Source organism: Halorubrum salinum (genome assembly GCF_024494575.1).
GTDB classification, from domain to species: domain Archaea; phylum Halobacteriota; class Halobacteria; order Halobacteriales; family Haloferacaceae; genus Halorubrum; species Halorubrum salinum.
In genome coordinates, this window is the sequence record NZ_JANHDO010000003.1 from 229,922 (window position 1) to 246,130 (window position 16,209).

The following is a 16,209-nucleotide window of genomic DNA, read 5'->3' on the forward strand; positions in this document are numbered from 1 at the left end:
TCCATCGCTCGGCGCGAGCCGAGCGTGCGCGTGGCTCGTCACCCGGCGCGTCACGGCTACCGTGACCGTCCGCTTTTTATCCGTGGGACGGGGACGGTTACGGGATGACTTCGGCGGGCGACTCCGGCGCGACTCCGACCGGCGACGGAGCCGCCGCCATCGACGGAGACGAGTTCGACTTCGCCGCCCCCTCGACCGACCAGTCGTTCGAGAACGCGCTCGCGAAGGCCCGCGACGGAACGCGGCTCACCGTGGACGACGCGGTCGAACTGCTCGCGACGGGCACGGACCGAGCCGGGATCGACCCGGTCCGCAAGGAGGCCGTGTTGGAGGCCGCCGACCGTCGGCGACGCGAGGCGGTCGGCGACGAAGTGACGTTCGTCGCCAACATTAACAACAACGTCACCACGGCCTGTAACACCGGCTGTCTGTTCTGTAACTTCAAGGACTCCGCCCACGCCTTCGAGGCCGACAGCGACGCCGACCACGCGGGGTTCACCAAGACGCCCGCGGAGTCGAAAGCGATAGTCGAGGACGCGCTCGACATGGGCGTCTACGAGGTGTGTTCGGTCTCCGGGCTCCATCCCGCGCTGGCGCTCGACGCGGAGCACCACGAGATCCTCGCCGCCCACGACGACCCCGCGAGCGCGGTGAACTACAAGCCGCCGAGCCGCTACGCCACCGATCCGGGCACCTACGTCGAGCAGGTAGAGGCGATGTCCGTCGGCGGGATCCATGTCCACTCGATGACTCCGGAAGAGGCGTATCACGCCAAACGAGGCACCGATTGGACGTACGAGGACGTGTACCGCGACCTCTCCGCCGCGGGGCTCGACTCCGCGCCGGGCACCGCCGCGGAGATCCTCGTCGACGAGGTCCGCGACGTGATCTGTCCCGGGAAGATCGGCACCGACGACTGGGTGGCGGCGATGGAGGGCGCGGTCGCGGCCGGCCTCGACGTGACCTCCACGATGATGTACGGCCACGTCGAGACGGTCGAACACCGCGCCGAGCACCTCGGCGTGATCCGCGACCTGCAGGACCGCACCGGCGGGATCACGGAGTTCGTCCCCCTCTCATTCATCCACCAGAACACGCCGCTGTACCGGCACGGCGTCGTGGACGGCGGCGCGTCGCGCGCCGAGGACGAGCTGGTCGTCGCGGTCGCGCGCCTCTTCTTAGACAACGTCGACCACGTGCAGGCCTCGTGGGTCAAGTCGGGCGACGCGCACGGTCTCAAACTCCTCAACTGCGGTGCCGACGACTTCATGGGGACGATCCTCTCCGAGGAGATCACGAAGCGGGCCGGCGGTGAATACGGCGAGTACCGCTCGTTCGACGACTACGTCGAGATGATCACGGCGATCGGTCGGCAGCCGGTCGAACGCTCGACCGACTACCGGACGCGTCGACGTCTCGACCCCGAGGACGGCCCGCACGGCCCGAAGCTCGGTCCGCGGGCCGACGGCACGCCGCTCCTGTCTGACCGCTCGTCTGCGGGCGGCGAACCGGGTGCGGAATCGGCCGGGGCCGACGACTGAGAGCGGGGCACGCGACGGAACCGATCGCGGAGACCGCCACAAAGTATTCGCCGGTGACGACACACGCGCCGTCATGCGCCGTAGAACCCTCCTCGCGGCCGCGAGCGCTGCCGGGAGCGTTCCGCTCGCCGGCTGTCCGACGCCCCCGTGGAGCGAGGATCCGGCGCAGATCGACGGGGTGACGGTGACGTTCCGGAGGGTGTACGACGGGGCGATCGAGGGGCACGACCACGGCCCGCGAGACGTTGCCGCGCTCCGTCCGGCTCTCGACGCCGACCCGCCCCGGCTGAGCGTTGTCGGCGTGATCCTCGACGGCGCGCGGGAGTGTTACGGAGCTACGCTCCGCGAAGCGAGCCTCGCCGACGACATCCTCGAACTCCGGATAGCGACCGTACGCACGTCGGATTCGGCGGCAGGCGTCTGTCCCGACGTGGGACAGACACATCCGTATTCGGTCGCGGTCTCGTTCCGCGACGCGGCCGTTCCCGAGCGGGCGGTCGTCCGCCACGGCGACGAGACAGTGCTCGACGAGCTGGTCGCGACCGGCTGACCGGCGCGGACGGCCTCACCGAGGCGGGTCCGACCGGTCGAGGGCACCGTCGGGTCGAGGCCTGCCACCGCCTCCCACGAGGGCGACCAATCGCCACGCTTTATTAATCGCCCCGAGTACCCGCGACATGGACCAGTTGCGGCAGTCGCTCCTCGACGCGCCGATAATCGAGAAAGGCGAGTACCAGTACTTCGTCCACCCGATCAGCGACGGCGTTCCGATGCTCGAACCGGAGCTGCTCCGGGAGATCGTCATCCGGATCATCCGAAAGGCTGAGCTGGAGAACGTCGACAAGATCGTCACGCCCGCCGCGATGGGGATCCACATCTCCACCGCGCTCTCTCTCATGACCGACATCCCGCTCGTCGTCATCCGCAAGCGGCAGTACGGCCTCGACGGCGAGGTGCCGCTGTTCCAGGAGACGGGCTACTCCGAGTCGGAGATGTACATCAACGACGTTGAGGAGGGCGACCGCGTGCTCGTGTTAGACGACGTGCTCTCGACCGGCGGCACGATGAAGGCGATCCTAGACGCGCTCACCGACGAGGTCGGTGCGGACGTCGTGGACGTCGTCGCGGTGATCAAGAAGGCGGGCGACAACGAGCTCGACGACACCGACTACAACGTGAAGACGCTGATCAACGTCACCGTGGAGGACGGCGAAGTCGTGATCGTCGACGCCCAAGGCGACGAGTAGGCCCGTCTCGACGGAGACGCGTTCGGCTTCCGTCACGGATCCAGAACCCGCGTACCGAAGACTGAGAGAAGCGCTTAGCTTAGATTGCGTCGTAATCCTCGCGGAACGTTTCGAGCGTCGCGGCGAGCACGCCGATGACGATCGGGCCGACGAACAGCCCGGTGAAGCCGACGGAGTAGATCCCGCCGAACACGCCGAGCAGGATGACCGCCGGATTGAGATGTGCCTGCTGGTCGATGACGAACGGCCGGGCGTAGTTGTCGACCATGGCGATCACGAGCACCCCGTAGACGGCGAGGAACACGCCCGCAGTCACCTGATCGATGGCGATGAGGTACGCCGCGGCCGGCCCCCAGACGAAGAACGCGCCGACGAGCGGGACGAGAGCGAGCACGGCCATGACGAACGTCCAGAAGACGACGTCCGGGATCCCGGCGGCCCAGAGACCGATCCCGGCCACGACCGCCTGCAACAGCGCCACGACGATGTGTCCGATCACGACACCGCGGGTCATCGCGTCGACTCGGTCAACGAGATCGGAGGTAACGTGCTGGGGCAACGGACTCGTCGAGCGGAGCCAGCGAACGAACGCCGGGCCGTCGATGAGCGTGTAGTAGACGAGAAACAGCGCCAGCGAGAGCCCGACCGACGCGCGGAGCCCCGTCGTGACGATCCCGCTTACCCCGCCGAAAAGCGAGTCGACGAGGAGCTGTCCGCCCATCGCGAGCAGCTCGCCGACGTCGACCTCCTGTCCGGTGAGAGCACCGATCTCGGCTTCGATCGCGGCTACGTCGATGTCGGTATTTCCGCGCGCGATGTCGGCCAAGTCGCGGGCGAACACCCACGAGATGTACGCGACAGGCAGGATGACGGAGACGACGGCGGTGAGAATGAGCCCCAACGCGGAGAGCATGCTCCCGAACCGCTGTGCGAGCGACTGTCGGAGCCAACGGGACAAGAGAGACCGAAGCCGCCGCGAGAGCCGAACGTGGAACGGAAAGAGCACGTACGCGAGGATGGCCGACGCGATGACGTACTCGACGAACGGGAGGATGACGAAGATAGTCAGTAAAGAGACGGATCCGATGAGCAACAGGAGAAACGACTGACCGCGGTTCATGTCTGTGCCCTCTCGCCGCCGCGATATAAACGTGGCCGGCGACGGGAGCGTTGACGCGTCTCAGGCGCTGGCTTCGTCCTCGTCGAGTCCGGGTGCGGCGCTCGGGTCGACCTCGTCGGGCTCTTCGGTCTCACCGCCGACGACGGTCTCGCCCTCGTCGGTCTCGACGTAGACGTCGTCGGCGAATCCGGCGAGCGCGTTCTCGTACTCTGCGGTCTCGAGTCGCTCCGGCGTCTCCGCCGCTTCCGGGATCCCGTCGGCCGGTCGAAACGCGCCGAGCGGGTCGTCGATGGTTATCGCGTGGTCGGCGAAGAACTCCTCGTAGCGGCGGTAGTGTGCCTCCAACTCGTCGCCGGGTATCTCCATCATCTCCGTCCAGCCGTGATTGAAGAAGTCGAAGTTGGCCTGAACGTGCGTGATCTCGCGAGCCTCGGCCTCGGTGAACCCCCGCTCTAGGGCGGCGACGTACGCGTCCATCGTCGCGTCGAAGAAGCCGTCGAGGTGGTCACGTCGCTCCTCGCGACGCTCTTCGTCGGCCTTGTTGAGGAAGATGCTCGTGTGGAGGTCGACGAGTTTGTCGTTCGCCACGTCCCCCACAACCGGCGTCGTAAGCGCCTTCTTCGCGGCCCAATGGCGGATGTTCTGCCGAATTTTCATACCCGTGATTGGACCGCGACACTCTTGAATCTGTGGCGTCCGCGGTCGACTTCCCGTGCCGACGCGAGCGCTTCGAGCGGCGGCAGCCGAACCGCGGTCGCGACGAAACCTATATTGTACACAACGAACAATATCGGGTATGACCGAGGCGACCGACGGCGACGACGACTGGGCTCGACAGATAACGCACGAGCGACGGGCGAAGGCGGAACAGTTCCGGGATTCGGCGCGGTCGCCGCTGCCGGAGTCGATGCGTGGGGACGAGTCCCCCGGGCTGGCGTACTTCGACCCGGACCGAACGTACCGGTTCGTGCTCCCGCTTCACGAGCACGACGACCCGGAGACCGTGACCGTCGAGACGACCGCCGACGGCGAGCAGACGTACCGACGGTGGGGCGAGTTCACCTTCGAGATCGGCGGCGAGACGTCCGTCCTGCAGGCGTATCGGCCGGCTGATGGGTCCGACCGGTTCTGGGTTCCCTTCCGAGACGAGACCAACGGGGAAGAAACGTACGGCGCGGGCCGGTACCTCGATCTCGAACCGGAGCGCGACCGCGTCGACGGCGAGTGGATCCTCGATTTCAACCACGCGTACAACCCGACGTGCGCGTACAACCACGCCTACGAGTGTCCGCTGATACCGATGGAAAACTGGCTCGACGTCCGGATCGAGGCCGGCGAGAAGGACTTTCCCGCCGATCCCGCTGGGTCCCACTCCCCGGAGTCGAACTGACCGATCGTTTCCTCGGCCCCCGCGTGAGCGACGGTGTGTCACGGCTACAGACGCGGATGACAACCCACATTAACCATGAATCCGAACGCCCGCGTATGAGTGATTCGTACGTGATCGTCGGTGACGGTATCGCGGGTGCGTCCGCGGCCGAGACGCTCCGTGAGGAAGCGCCGGACGCCGAGATCACGGTTCTCACCGACGAGGGAGAGTCCCTCTACAACCGGATCCTGATAAAGGAGTACGCGAAGGGGAAGCTCCCCGAAGCGCCGATCTCGATCCACCAGGAGTCGTGGTACGACGACCACGACGTCGACCTCCGGCTCAACACGGTCGTCGTCGACATCGACGTCGAAAACGACGCCGTCCACACCCACGAGGGCGAGACGTTCGAGTACGACTCGCTCCTTCTCGCCGTCGGCGGGACCCCTCAACAGCTCCCCGTCGAGAACGCCGATGCCGACGGGATCCACCACTTCTGGACGTTCCAAGACGCCCGAAACATCAAAGAGAGCGTCGAGGACGCAGAGCGGGCCGTCATCGTCGGTGCGGGGCTTCTCGGCATCGACTTCGCCGCCATCTGCGGCGCGCAGGACGTGGAGGCGAAGTACCTCATGCGCGGCGACGCGTGGTGGCGCTACGCGCTCTCCACGGAGGGCGCAGAGATCATGCACGACGCGATGCGGGAACGCGGCGTCGAACCGGTCTTCGACTCCGGCGTCGACCACTTCGAGGTGGACTCCGAGGGCCACGTCGAGGCGGCAGTCGACCCGAACGGCGAGCGCTACGAGTGCGACTTCGCGGGCGTTGCGATCGGCCTCAACTTCAACACCGAGCTCGTCGAGCCGACGCCGATCGAGACGGAAAACGGCATTGTCGTCGACGAGTACATGCGGACCAACGTCGACAACGTGTTCGCGGCAGGTGACATCACCACGTTCAACGACCTCGTGCTCGGCGAGCAGGGTAAGAACGGCTCGTGGGGATCGGCCAAAGAGCAGGGGACGGTCGCCGCGCGCAACATGATCGAGTACGGTTCCGACGCGTTCGAGTGGGTCTCCTCGTACTCGATCACCCACTTCGACTTCCCGTTCCTCTCGTTCGGTCACCCGACGATCGGCGACGAGTCGGTCGAAGCGATGACCGACGAGGGCGAGTGGCGGCGCGTGGCGCTCAAAGACGGCAAGGTCGTCGGCGGCGTCCTCATCGGCGACCTCTCGCCGCAGTCGGCGTTCAAACAGCTGATGCGTGAAGGCCGCGACGTGAGCGGCCAGACGGACCTGCTCATGGAGCCCGGCTTCGCAGTCGACGACCTCGCGGCGACGACCGAACAGTAGCGTCCGCGGCGGTCAGTACCTTTTCCCGCTCTGAGGTCGTATCGTCGTGTATAGATGGCCCACGGCGCGCGCGACGGTCAATCGGATCCCCCCGGAAACGGGTTCTACGCGTCGTTTATCGAGGAGAGCACGGATCCGGTCTTGTCCGTCGATGCGACGGGTGCCGTGGTGTACGCGAACCCGGCCGCGGCGCGAACGCTGGGGTACGATGCCGAGTCGCTCGTCGGTCGTCACCTCGAATCGATGGTCCCCGAGAGCACTGCCGACCGACGGGCCCGGTCCCTCCGCGAACGGCTTTCGACGCCCGAGCGTCTCGTCGACAGCGGAGACGTCACGGTTCCGCTCGCGGACAGCGACGGGACGGCTCGCTCGTTTTCGGCTCGGTTCCACGAACACGACCCGGGGGACGGTCCGGTCTATACCGGCGTCTTCCGCGAGCGCACCGAGGGCACTCGAGGTCGCGACCTCCGGACGTACCGGAATCTGATCGAACACGCCGGACACGCGATATACGTCACCGACACCGACGGCACGATCGAGTACGTCAACCCGGCGTTCACGGAACACACCGGCTACGAGCCGGAGGAGGCCGTGGGCGAGACGCCGGCGATCCTCAACTCCGGAGAGATGCCGACTGATTACTTCGACTCGCTGTGGGAGACGATCCGCTCGGGCGGGGTGTGGGAGGAGGAGATCGTCGACCGGAGAAAAGACGGCACGCTGTACCATGCCCACCAGACGATCGCGCCGGTGTTCGACGAGGCGGGAACGGTCTCTCGGTTCGTCGCCATCCAGACGGATATCACGGACCGGAAGCAGGCGGAAGGACGGCTGAAGCAGTACCGCGACATCGTCGAACGGCTGGACGACCCGATCCTGTTGCAGAACCGCGAGGGCGAGTTCGAACTCCTCAACGAGGCGGTGAGCGAGTTCGCCGGCGTGTCTCGCGAAGCGCTGTACGGGGCGGACGAGTCCGTCTTCATGGACGACGCGAGTGCCGCCGACATCGACGAACACCGGCAGACGGTCTTGGAGACCGAGGAGCCGGCGTCGTACGAGATCTCGCCGACGTTTCCGAAAGGCGACCGGGACGCGACGTTCAGCACCCGTCGGTACCCCTACTACGACGGCGACGGCGAACTGGCGGGGACGTTCGCGGTCTGTCGTGACGTCACCGAACTCAAGCGACACGAGGCCGAACTGGAACGGTACGAGCGCGCCGTCGAGGGGGCGACCGACCTCATCGCCGCCGTCGACCGCGACGAGCGATTTCTGTTCGCGAACGAGCAGTACCGGTCGTACCACGGGATAGACGAGGAGGCGGATATCTGCGGCCGCACCCTCGAAGACGTCGTCGACGACGAGCAGTATCGCGACGTGGCCCGACACGTGAGCCGGGCGCTCGACGGGAACGCGGTCGAGTACCGGACGAGCCGAACCCATCCGGACCGCGGCACGCGACGGTTCGACGTCCGGTACTATCCGCTCGAACACGTCGAAGACGGGGCCGTTTCCGTCGACGGCGTCGTCGGGGTCCTGCGCGACGTGACCGACAGTGAGAACCGCGCTCATCAGCTTCGCGTCGTCGACCGGGTGTTGCAACACAACCTCCGGAACGCGATGACGGTCGTCCGGGGGCGGGCGAGACAGATAGCCGAGTCGGACGACCGGGCGGCAGTCGACGCGGCCGACGACGTGATCGCCCGCGCCGAGGCGCTGTTGTCGACGAGCGAGAAGGTTCATCACATCACCGAGGTGTTGAGCGATCCGCCGGAGACGGAGCCGGTCGACGTCTCCAGAACGGTCGAGCGTATCGCGGCGGCGGTCGCAGACGAGTTCCCGGAGGCGTCGGTGTCGGTGTCGATCGCGGAGGCGTCGCTGACCGCGTCGGCGACGACGTGGCTCAGCCGCGCCGTCGACGAGCTGTTACGAAACGCGATCGTCCACCACGACGGGGACGCGCCGACCGTCGAGGCCGCGGTGGAGCCGACCGACGACGGCGTGGCGGTCCACGTCACCGACGACGGTCCGGGGCTGTCGGGCATGAATCGAGAGGTGTTAGAGACGGGCGAGGCCGTCGACGCCCTGTATCACGGGAGCGGGCTCGGCCTCTGGCTCGTCTACTGGGTCGTCCAGCAGTCGGGCGGGTCCGCTCACGTCGAAGCGGTTGCCCCCCGAGGGACGCGCGTCACCGTCACCCTCCCGCGGCCGGCCGTGCGCGGGGGCGTGTGACCGCCGCCGTACTCGCCGTGCCGCCGATACGTTTATCACGATCTATGGTGTATGTTAACTCGTGACAATGCGTGAGACGGACAGGCGGATCCGGGTCCGGCGGGTCGGACTCATCCCGGACGACGCGCGGGTTCGCCACTTCGACGAGCTCGACGAGGACGCACAGGCCGCGGTCAGCGAGCTGGCCGGCCGCCCCCGAACCGGGCGGGAGACGGGCGATCTGGACGACGGCGACGTGGTGAAGTTCACCGACTACTACCAGATTCGCACGCGCTGACCGCCGAAGCGAAGTTGTTTTCGCCCGCGAAACGAAACCCGAACCATGGACAGTGGCGGATCTACAGACATGACGCTGGCGTTCGAGCTGGAGGCTCTGAAGACTCTCGCCGACCCGAACGCCGTGTTCAACAACGCCCGGCAGTGGACGGAGTACGTCGGGGTCGTCAGCGAAAAGCCCACGTACGTCGTCACGAACTTCACGCGCAAACACCGCGTGCGTCAGGACTTCTTCTCGGGACCGCGCGGCGTCGAGGAGAGTCTGGAGAACATCGCACAGCAGTTCGACACGGACCGGCACGTGTTCGTCGGCGTCGACGACGAAGACGAGGCGCTCGCCGACGCGACCGGCTGGGAGTTCCTCCACGTCGAGGACGCCGCGGACGCCGCCGGCTGGACGCTGACGTCCGACGAACCCGACGAGGAACCGGCGGAGTCGCCCTCGCGCGACGACTGGCCGTAGCGGGCGGAGTCGCGGGAACCGGATCGTCGTCGAGACGCGGGGTGTTTTGGGCGTCCGCGGCGAACTATCCGACATGACCGACAGCCACTCTCACGGTAGCGACGACGGCCGGTCGGACCGCGGGGCCGGTGATCACGACCACGACGCCGGCAGCGAGGGCAACGGCCACGGCGACCATCATGACCACGGCGACCATCACGACCACGACGCCGACACCGTCGCGGTCGCCGTGGTGACCGTCTCCTCCTCCCGCTCGATCGACTCGGGCGACACGTCCGGCGAATACGTCGCGACGGCGTTCGAGGAGGCCGGACACGAGGTCTCAGTTCGCGAACTCGTCCCGGACGAGTACGACAGCGTTCAGGGGACCGTCGACCGACTCGCCCGACGCAAGGACACCGACGTGGTCGTCACCACCGGCGGGACCGGAGTCACTCCCGACGACGTGACTCCGGAAGCGGTCCGGCCGCTGTTCGCGAAGACGCTCTCCGGATTCGGGGAACTGTTCCGCCGGCTCTCCTACGAGGAGATCGGTACACGGACGATCGGATCGCGGGCGACCGCGGGTATCACCGCGGGGACACCGGTGTTCTGTCTCCCGGGCTCCGAGAACGCGGTCAGGCTCGGCGTCGACGAGATACTCCTCCCGGAAGTCGGCCACCTCGTCGGGCTCGCCGGTCGCGACCGCGAGGACGATGCGGATGAGGATAGCGGCGGATCGGACGACGAGAACGGCGACGAACCGGGGAAATCAGAGAAATAAACGGAACGCTGAGCTCGCTCACGGTCGCGTCTACTGAGGAAAAACGCCGTGACGTCGAACGGTCCGCGGACCGACGGACTACGGGACGGCGGACGGCGACCGACCTACTCCGCCGCCGCGTCGGCGTCGGCGTCGGGATCGTCCGACTCGTCGGACCGGAGCGCGGCGAACAGTCCGTCGGGGTCGGATCGGACGTCCGCCAGGGTCGCGCCCGCGAGTCCGCCGAGCGCCCCGCCGGTGCTCGCGGCGTTTCGGCTCACTAAGCCGCCCACCGCGGCCCCGACGGCCGCACCGATCGCCGCACACTTCGCTCTCGACAACGCGTTCTTGATTCTGGCTTTCATACGATAGCGTTCTCTCCGAGACGACAAAAACCTGCCGTCGGTTCCCGTGGCCGCCGCGCGGGTGTTCCGTCGCACTCGGTCGCGGCGGCGTCCTCACTGCAGGCGCTTCGTCGTCTCCACGAGCGGGTGACGGGCGTAGTCGACGATCTCGATGTCGGTGATGTCGTCGAGCCCCTCCTTTTCGGCCGTCTTGGCCATTCCGAGGTCGATTCGCACGTCCGGAACGATGACGTACGCGTCCATCGTCTCGATGCCGCTCTCGTGAGCGGCCATCACCCGGTGGTGCCCGTCCGCGAGGTGGAGCGTCCCGTCGTTGTCGATGACGACGAGGGGCTCCGCGAGCCCGCGTTCGAGCTCGTATTTCCGGCCTTCGAGCTCGTCGGCGTACACCCGCGCCTGCGTCGGCGTGAGGTTCGTGAGCCGGACTTCGCGACGCTCCTCGGTGAGCGGGACGCCGTGGATCTGTTCGAGCGTCCGCATCAGCTTCCCGACCTTGCTCGGCGTCGCCCGCTCGATCTGCGAGCGCACGACGTCGGTGTTCGAGATGATACCCACGAGGTTGTCGGCGTCGTCGACCACGGGGAGCCGCTGGATCCCGGACCGGAGGATGACGCGGGCCGCGTCGGTCACCTTCATGTTCGGATGCGCCACGATGAGGTCGTCCGACATCACCGTGAACACGGGCGCGTCGTCGTCGGCCAAGAGGAGGTCTGCGGCCGAGATGAACCCCTCGACGGTCCGCCCCTGCGTGACCGGGAACCCGTTGTGTCCGTCGCTCTCGGCCATGCGGCGCGCGACCGACCCGGCGGTCTCGTCGGGACTCACCGTCTCGACGTCGCGGGTCATGTACTCGTCGACGGTCGGTTTGCCGCTCATCGACGAGGACAAGGCCCTCGTGGGTTAAAAAGGGAGGCGCTACCGCTCGGTCGTCACTGCGGGCTCGGACTGGACGGGCTCGACACGTTGCCCTCCTTGAGCGCAGACCCGGTGATCGACTTGAGTCGGGAGACGAGCGAGTCCTTCTCGGCTTCGCCTTCGAGGGCGATGTCGAGGACCTCGCTGATGTGGCTCACCGGGATGACCTCGATCATGTCCTCGTACTCGTCTTCGATCATCACGTCCTGCTCGTTGGCGGCGGGGATGATGACCCGCGTGCAGCCGGCCTTCGCCGCCGCCTCGATCTTGTGGGTCACGCCGCCGACGGGCAGCACGTCGCCGCGCACCGACAGCGAACCGGTCATCGCGAGGCTCTGGTCGACGCCGACGTCCTCCAGCGCGCTTATCACGGCCGTGGCGACCGTGATCGACGCGGAGTCCCCGTCGACGCCCTGTTGACCGGCCTGCACGAACTGGATGTGGATGTCCATCTCCGAGATGTTCTCGTCGGAGAACTTCTTGATGATCGCGGAGACGTTCGACACGGACTCCTGTGCCATCTCCTTCAGCTGTCCCGTGGCGATGACTTCCCCGGGCCCCTGCGACGGGGCGACCTCGGCCATCACCGGGAGCATGATACCGGAGTCCTCGCCCATCACGGCGAGACCGTTGACGCGGCCGACGACGTAGCCGTCGGAGACCTGCAGCTCGTAGTCCTTCCGGCGCTCGATGAAGTCGTCCGCGAGCTGCTGTTCGATGGAGCGCGAGCGCCCCTTCGCCTGCAGCACGTGGTCGCGCGTGGTCAACTCGGCGTCCTCGCCGCGGGCGATGTCGCCGGCGACCCGGACGAGCCCGCCGAGGTTCCGGAACAGGAGGGTGAGATGGCCCTTCCGACCGGACCGGCGCTTGGCTTCGAGGATGACTTCCTCGACGGCCTCGGCCGTGAACTCCGGCAGACGGCCGTCCTTCGCGACCTCCTGGGCGATGAAGCGGACGTACTTCCGACGCATCTCTGGGGTGTCCTCGATGGTGTCCTCCATGTACACCTCGTAGCCGTACCCCTTGATCCGCGAGCGCAGCGCCGGGTGCATGTTCTCCATCGCGTCGAGGTTCCCCGCCGCGATCATGACGAAGTCGGTCGGGACGGGCTCGGTCTGGACCATCGCGCCCGAGGAGCGCTCGGACTGGCCCGTGATCGAGAACTCGCCCTCCTGGATCGCCGTCATGAGGTGCTGTTGGCTCCGGATGTCGAGCGTGTTGATCTCGTCGATGAACAGTACGCCCTTGTTCGCCTTGTGGATGGCCCCGGCCTCGACGCGGTCGTGACTCGGCGTCTCCATCCCGCCGGACTGGAACGGGTCGTGGCGAACGTCGCCGAGCAGCGCGCCGGCGTGTGCGCCCGTCGCGTCGCGGAACGGCGCGGTCTGCGTGTCGCCGTTGTTGACGAGCAGGTTCGGGATCATCGCGTCGGAGCCGCGGTTCAGGTAGCGGAAGACGAGGTAGACGACCCCGGCGGCGATGATGCCGACGAGGATCTGTCCGACGATGATGAGCGCGTAGCCCAACACGACGGCGATGATGATCCACATGAGAAGCGACCGCATCTGGTTGCGCTTTCGCGCCTCCTCGCGGTGCGCCTCCACGATCTGGTCGCCCTTGCCGGCCGGCACCGTCCGGACCTTCGGCTTGTTGCCGTCCTCCGGGTTGTGGTAGACTAAGACGTCCTGTAGCTCCTCTTTCGGTAGGAGTTCGGACATCGCCTTCGCGAGCATCGACTTCCCCGTCCCGGGCGAGCCGATCATCATCACGTGGCGGCGCTGTTTGGCCGCCTTGATGATCACGTCGCGGGCGTGCTCCTGGCCGATCACCTGGTCGACGAGGCGGTCGGGTATCTCGAGTTCGGCGGTCGTGTCGATCTTGAGTCCGCCAAGCAGGTCGTCTTCGTCGGGGTCGTCGTCGATCTCCGCCCCCTCGACCTCGACCGTGCTGCCGAGTTCGTCGATGCCGCCCTCGGTCGGTTCGGCGTCGTCGGTAGTGGCCCCGTTTGATTCCTCTCGTCCCGCCCCGACGCCGTCGGTGCTCGGATCGTCTTCGATGACGACCGTGTCGTCCCAGACTTCCTCCGAGCCGTCACTGCCGGAGTCGTCGCTCGCCGACTCGGCCGAGTCGTCGGGCGCTGACCCGGAGTCACCGGGGTTCCGCGGGGCGTCGCCGCCGTTCCCCGCCGGATCGGAGGGCGCGGAATCGGCGTCGTCCCGCCCCTCGTCGGTCCCGGTTGTCGGGTCGTTCGTGTCCTTTTCGTTGCTCATAGAATCGGGTGTCGCTACGAAAACGGAAGGGTCGGCAACTGATATACTTTCTCCCCGCCGGTCGGGCGGGTGGAATCGGCAGATCGGTGCGTAGGAGCGTTTTAAGTCCAGAAAACGCGCGTGGCGTGGTCTCACGAGGTTTATAAATGAGGGCTGCGGTATGTCGATCCATGCGCGGGTTCTACATCGGGCGGTACCAGCCGTTTCACGACGGTCACCACCACATGGTCGAGGAGATCGCGGCGGAGGTCGACGAACTCGTCTTGGGGATCGGATCCGCCGGCGACTCTCACACCACCCGGAACCCGTTCACCGCCGGCGAGCGCGTGATGATGGTGACGAAGGCCGTCGAGGACCTCCCCGTCACGACGTACGTCGTCCCCATCGAGGACCTCGACCGCAACTCCGTGTGGGTGAGCCACGTCCAGAGCATGACCCCGCGGTTCGACGTGGCCTACTCGAACAACCCGCTCGTCGTCCGGCTGTTCGAGGAGGCCGGCGTCGAGGTGCGCCAGTCGCCGATGTTCCGCCGGGACGTGCTGGAGGGGACCGAACTCCGAGAGCGCATGATCCACGGGCGCGACTGGGAGACGCTCGTCCCCGAGGCCGTCGTCAGCGTCATCGAGGAGATCGGCGGCGTCCAGCGAATTCGACGGATCGCAGAGACCGATTCGAACGGCGCGGGCCCGTCCGACGAGTGACGCGCCGCCGTGCGGCGGGCTCGTCCATGCAGCGCTGACAGAGTCGGTGAACCGGCCGAGAGAGCACTTCGGCACGGACGGTCGCCGCTCCGCTGCTCCCGCCTCCTTTATGCGTCCGCCGACCGCCGGATCGGATATGCTCACGCTCACTTCCGACTTCGGCTCGCCGTACCCCGCCGCGATGAAAGGAGTGATCCGCCGGCACACGGACGCAGAACTGATCGACGTCGGCCACGATCTGCCCCGCGGCGACCCGCGGGCGGCGGCGTTCTGGCTCCGCTTCGTCCTCCCGGAGTTCCCGCCCGCGGTCCACTGCGCCGTGATCGACCCCGGCGTGGGGACCGGACGCGACGCGCTCGTCATCAGGGCCGGCTCACACGTCGTCGTCGCGCCCGACAACGGGCTGGCGATGCCGCCCGCGCGGGCGCTGGCGACCGACGAGACGGACGTCGACGTCTGGGCGATCGACGCGGCCGACCCGGAGAGCGCGACGTTCCACGGCCGCGACGTGTTCGCGCCGACCGCGGCGCGCGTCCACGAGGCGATCTCCGACGAGTCCGGAGGGTCCCCCGACGAGGCGAGCCGGTCCGACGTCGCCGACGCGCTCGCGGAGATGGACGACCTCTCGCGCGCGTCCGACCCGGTCGACCTCGTCTTCCCCGACCCGACCGTCGAGCGCGACGACAGCGGCGGCGTGGCCGCGGTCGACGGCGAGGTGCTCGCGATCGACCGGTTCGGAAACGTGATAACCAACGTTCCGGGGGAACTGCTCGAAGACCGCGACTGGGTGCGCGTCGACGGCGACCTCACGCCGGTCGTCGAGACGTTCGGCGCGGTCGACCCGGGCGAGCGACTCGTCACGGTCGGGAGCCACGGCCACGTCGAGTGCGACGTGAACGACGGCCGCGGTGACGGGGCGTTCGACATGCGTCCCGGGGACTCGGTGCGGTTCGTCGCCGACAACGTCAGCGTGTGAATCGGACCGCGAAGGGCCGCGAGCGCCGACCGGCCGAAAGCTGGCCGCGCGAGCCGAGAACGGGCTACAGTTCGACGCCGGAGGGGATCAGGCTCTCGTTCCGCAGGAGGTTCCCCTCGTGGTCGTAGACGAGGAAGGTGTCTTTGTCGTACGCGACGAGTCGGTCGCCCTCGACGTCGATCTCGACGCGGTAGTGCGCGTCCTCGTCGCCCGCGGAATCGCGCGCGGCGTGGATGAAGGGAAGGACGTCCGTGGCCGTTTCGTTGAGTTCGAGGACGAAGTCCCCGGTGTATCGGTTCGTCACGGCGACGACGCCGTCGGGGTCGTCGGCCGCGGCGAGCGGCTCGCGGAGGCGATACGCCACGTCGATGTCGCTCGCGGCGAGCAGTTCGCCCCCGCCGTCCGAGAGGCGGTCGCGCAACAGCCCCTCGGGTCCACGGAAGTCGATGCGGACCAGAGGGGTCGCCCGAGCGTCGTCACCGACGCCCTCGACGGTCAACTCGAAGTAGTCACGCCGCATTGCCTGTCCGTCCATTCGCGGCCGTCCCGTATCAACTTGACGGGCGGTGTGACGCCGGCGTGGCCGCGCCCCGGTCTCACCGGCGATATCTGCCGAGGGGATTTTAAATCGCCCCGG

Annotated in this window: 17 protein-coding genes; 11 read left to right on the forward strand and 6 right to left on the reverse strand. The window is 67.3% G+C overall.

Annotated features, from left to right (window positions below; genetic code table 11):
• Nucleotides 1-104 precede the first annotated feature (104 nt).
• The 3 genes from cofH (at nt 105) to hpt (ending at nt 2,788) form a co-directional block, all read left to right on the forward strand.
• Entirely contained in the window at nt 105-1,541 is a 1,437-nt protein-coding gene (gene cofH, locus NO930_RS09835) for a 7,8-didemethyl-8-hydroxy-5-deazariboflavin synthase subunit CofH (RefSeq protein WP_256403341.1), read from the forward strand.
• A 73-nt stretch (nt 1,542-1,614) separates the two neighbouring features.
• The gene (locus tag NO930_RS09840) at nt 1,615-2,091 is read left to right on the forward strand and encodes a hypothetical protein (RefSeq protein WP_256403342.1); all 477 of its coding nucleotides are present in this window, start codon (nt 1,615-1,617) and stop codon (nt 2,089-2,091) included.
• 127 nt (nt 2,092-2,218) lie between these two features.
• Nucleotides 2,219-2,788: a hypoxanthine/guanine phosphoribosyltransferase gene (gene hpt / locus NO930_RS09845; RefSeq protein WP_137783861.1), complete on the forward strand. Its 570-nt coding sequence runs from the start codon at nt 2,219-2,221 to the stop codon at nt 2,786-2,788.
• Between the two features lie 79 nt (nt 2,789-2,867).
• On the opposite strand, the gene NO930_RS09850 is transcribed toward hpt, so the two are convergent.
• Together NO930_RS09850 and NO930_RS09855 are read right to left on the reverse strand one after the other, a co-directional pair.
• Nucleotides 2,868-3,908 (reverse strand): AI-2E family transporter, encoded by a 1,041-nt coding sequence (locus NO930_RS09850; protein WP_256403343.1) that lies wholly within the window; start codon nt 3,906-3,908, stop codon nt 2,868-2,870.
• Nucleotides 3,909-3,968: 60 nt separating this feature from the next.
• Nucleotides 3,969-4,565, reverse strand: a complete 597-nt coding sequence (locus NO930_RS09855) for a DUF6149 family protein (protein WP_256403344.1) — start codon at nt 4,563-4,565, stop codon at nt 3,969-3,971.
• 139 nt (nt 4,566-4,704) lie between these two features.
• Here NO930_RS09855 and NO930_RS09860 point away from each other — a divergent pair, with 139 nt between their 5' ends.
• From NO930_RS09860 to NO930_RS09885, 6 genes are all read left to right on the forward strand, one after another.
• Nucleotides 4,705-5,298, forward strand: a complete 594-nt coding sequence (locus NO930_RS09860; RefSeq protein ID WP_256403345.1) for a DUF1684 domain-containing protein — start codon at nt 4,705-4,707, stop codon at nt 5,296-5,298.
• A gap of 95 nt (nt 5,299-5,393) precedes the next feature.
• Nucleotides 5,394-6,632 (forward strand): NAD(P)/FAD-dependent oxidoreductase, encoded by a 1,239-nt coding sequence (locus NO930_RS09865; protein WP_137783928.1) that lies wholly within the window; start codon nt 5,394-5,396, stop codon nt 6,630-6,632.
• Between the two features lie 54 nt (nt 6,633-6,686).
• The gene (locus NO930_RS09870) at nt 6,687-8,864 is read left to right on the forward strand and encodes a PAS domain S-box protein (RefSeq protein ID WP_256403346.1); all 2,178 of its coding nucleotides are present in this window, start codon (nt 6,687-6,689) and stop codon (nt 8,862-8,864) included.
• 67 nt (nt 8,865-8,931) lie between these two features.
• Entirely contained in the window at nt 8,932-9,141 is a 210-nt protein-coding gene (locus tag NO930_RS09875; RefSeq protein WP_256403462.1) for a DUF7979 domain-containing protein, read from the forward strand.
• Between the two features lie 45 nt (nt 9,142-9,186).
• Nucleotides 9,187-9,603 carry a DUF7124 domain-containing protein gene (locus NO930_RS09880; RefSeq protein WP_256403347.1) on the forward strand — a complete coding sequence of 139 codons (417 nt, stop codon included), beginning with the start codon at nt 9,187-9,189 and terminating at the stop codon, nt 9,601-9,603.
• A gap of 73 nt (nt 9,604-9,676) precedes the next feature.
• A complete protein-coding gene (locus NO930_RS09885) occupies nt 9,677-10,366 on the forward strand; it encodes a MogA/MoaB family molybdenum cofactor biosynthesis protein (RefSeq protein WP_256403348.1) in 690 nt (229 codons plus the stop codon).
• 104 nt (nt 10,367-10,470) lie between these two features.
• Here the strand turns inward: NO930_RS09885 and NO930_RS09890 are convergent, their stop codons facing one another.
• From NO930_RS09890 to lonB, 3 genes are all read right to left on the reverse strand, one after another.
• Nucleotides 10,471-10,710, reverse strand: a complete 240-nt coding sequence (locus NO930_RS09890; RefSeq protein ID WP_256403349.1) for a hypothetical protein — start codon at nt 10,708-10,710, stop codon at nt 10,471-10,473.
• A gap of 93 nt (nt 10,711-10,803) precedes the next feature.
• Nucleotides 10,804-11,586, reverse strand: coding sequence for a CBS domain-containing protein (locus NO930_RS09895; RefSeq protein WP_137784472.1), 783 nt, complete (start codon nt 11,584-11,586; stop codon nt 10,804-10,806).
• A gap of 53 nt (nt 11,587-11,639) precedes the next feature.
• The gene (lonB, locus tag NO930_RS09900; protein WP_256403351.1) at nt 11,640-13,895 is read right to left on the reverse strand and encodes an ATP-dependent protease LonB; all 2,256 of its coding nucleotides are present in this window, start codon (nt 13,893-13,895) and stop codon (nt 11,640-11,642) included.
• Nucleotides 13,896-14,065: 170 nt separating this feature from the next.
• On the opposite strand from lonB, the gene NO930_RS09905 reads away from it, so the two are divergent.
• Together NO930_RS09905 and NO930_RS09910 are read left to right on the forward strand one after the other, a co-directional pair.
• Nucleotides 14,066-14,596, forward strand: a complete 531-nt coding sequence (locus NO930_RS09905; RefSeq protein ID WP_137784383.1) for a nicotinamide-nucleotide adenylyltransferase — start codon at nt 14,066-14,068, stop codon at nt 14,594-14,596.
• Nucleotides 14,597-14,732: 136 nt separating this feature from the next.
• Nucleotides 14,733-15,572, forward strand: coding sequence for an SAM hydrolase/SAM-dependent halogenase family protein (locus tag NO930_RS09910; RefSeq protein ID WP_256403352.1), 840 nt, complete (start codon nt 14,733-14,735; stop codon nt 15,570-15,572).
• 64 nt (nt 15,573-15,636) lie between these two features.
• On the opposite strand, the gene NO930_RS09915 is transcribed toward NO930_RS09910, so the two are convergent.
• Nucleotides 15,637-16,092, reverse strand: coding sequence for a DUF5793 family protein (locus NO930_RS09915; protein WP_137784834.1), 456 nt, complete (start codon nt 16,090-16,092; stop codon nt 15,637-15,639).
• Between the last annotated feature and the right edge of the window lie 117 nt (nt 16,093-16,209).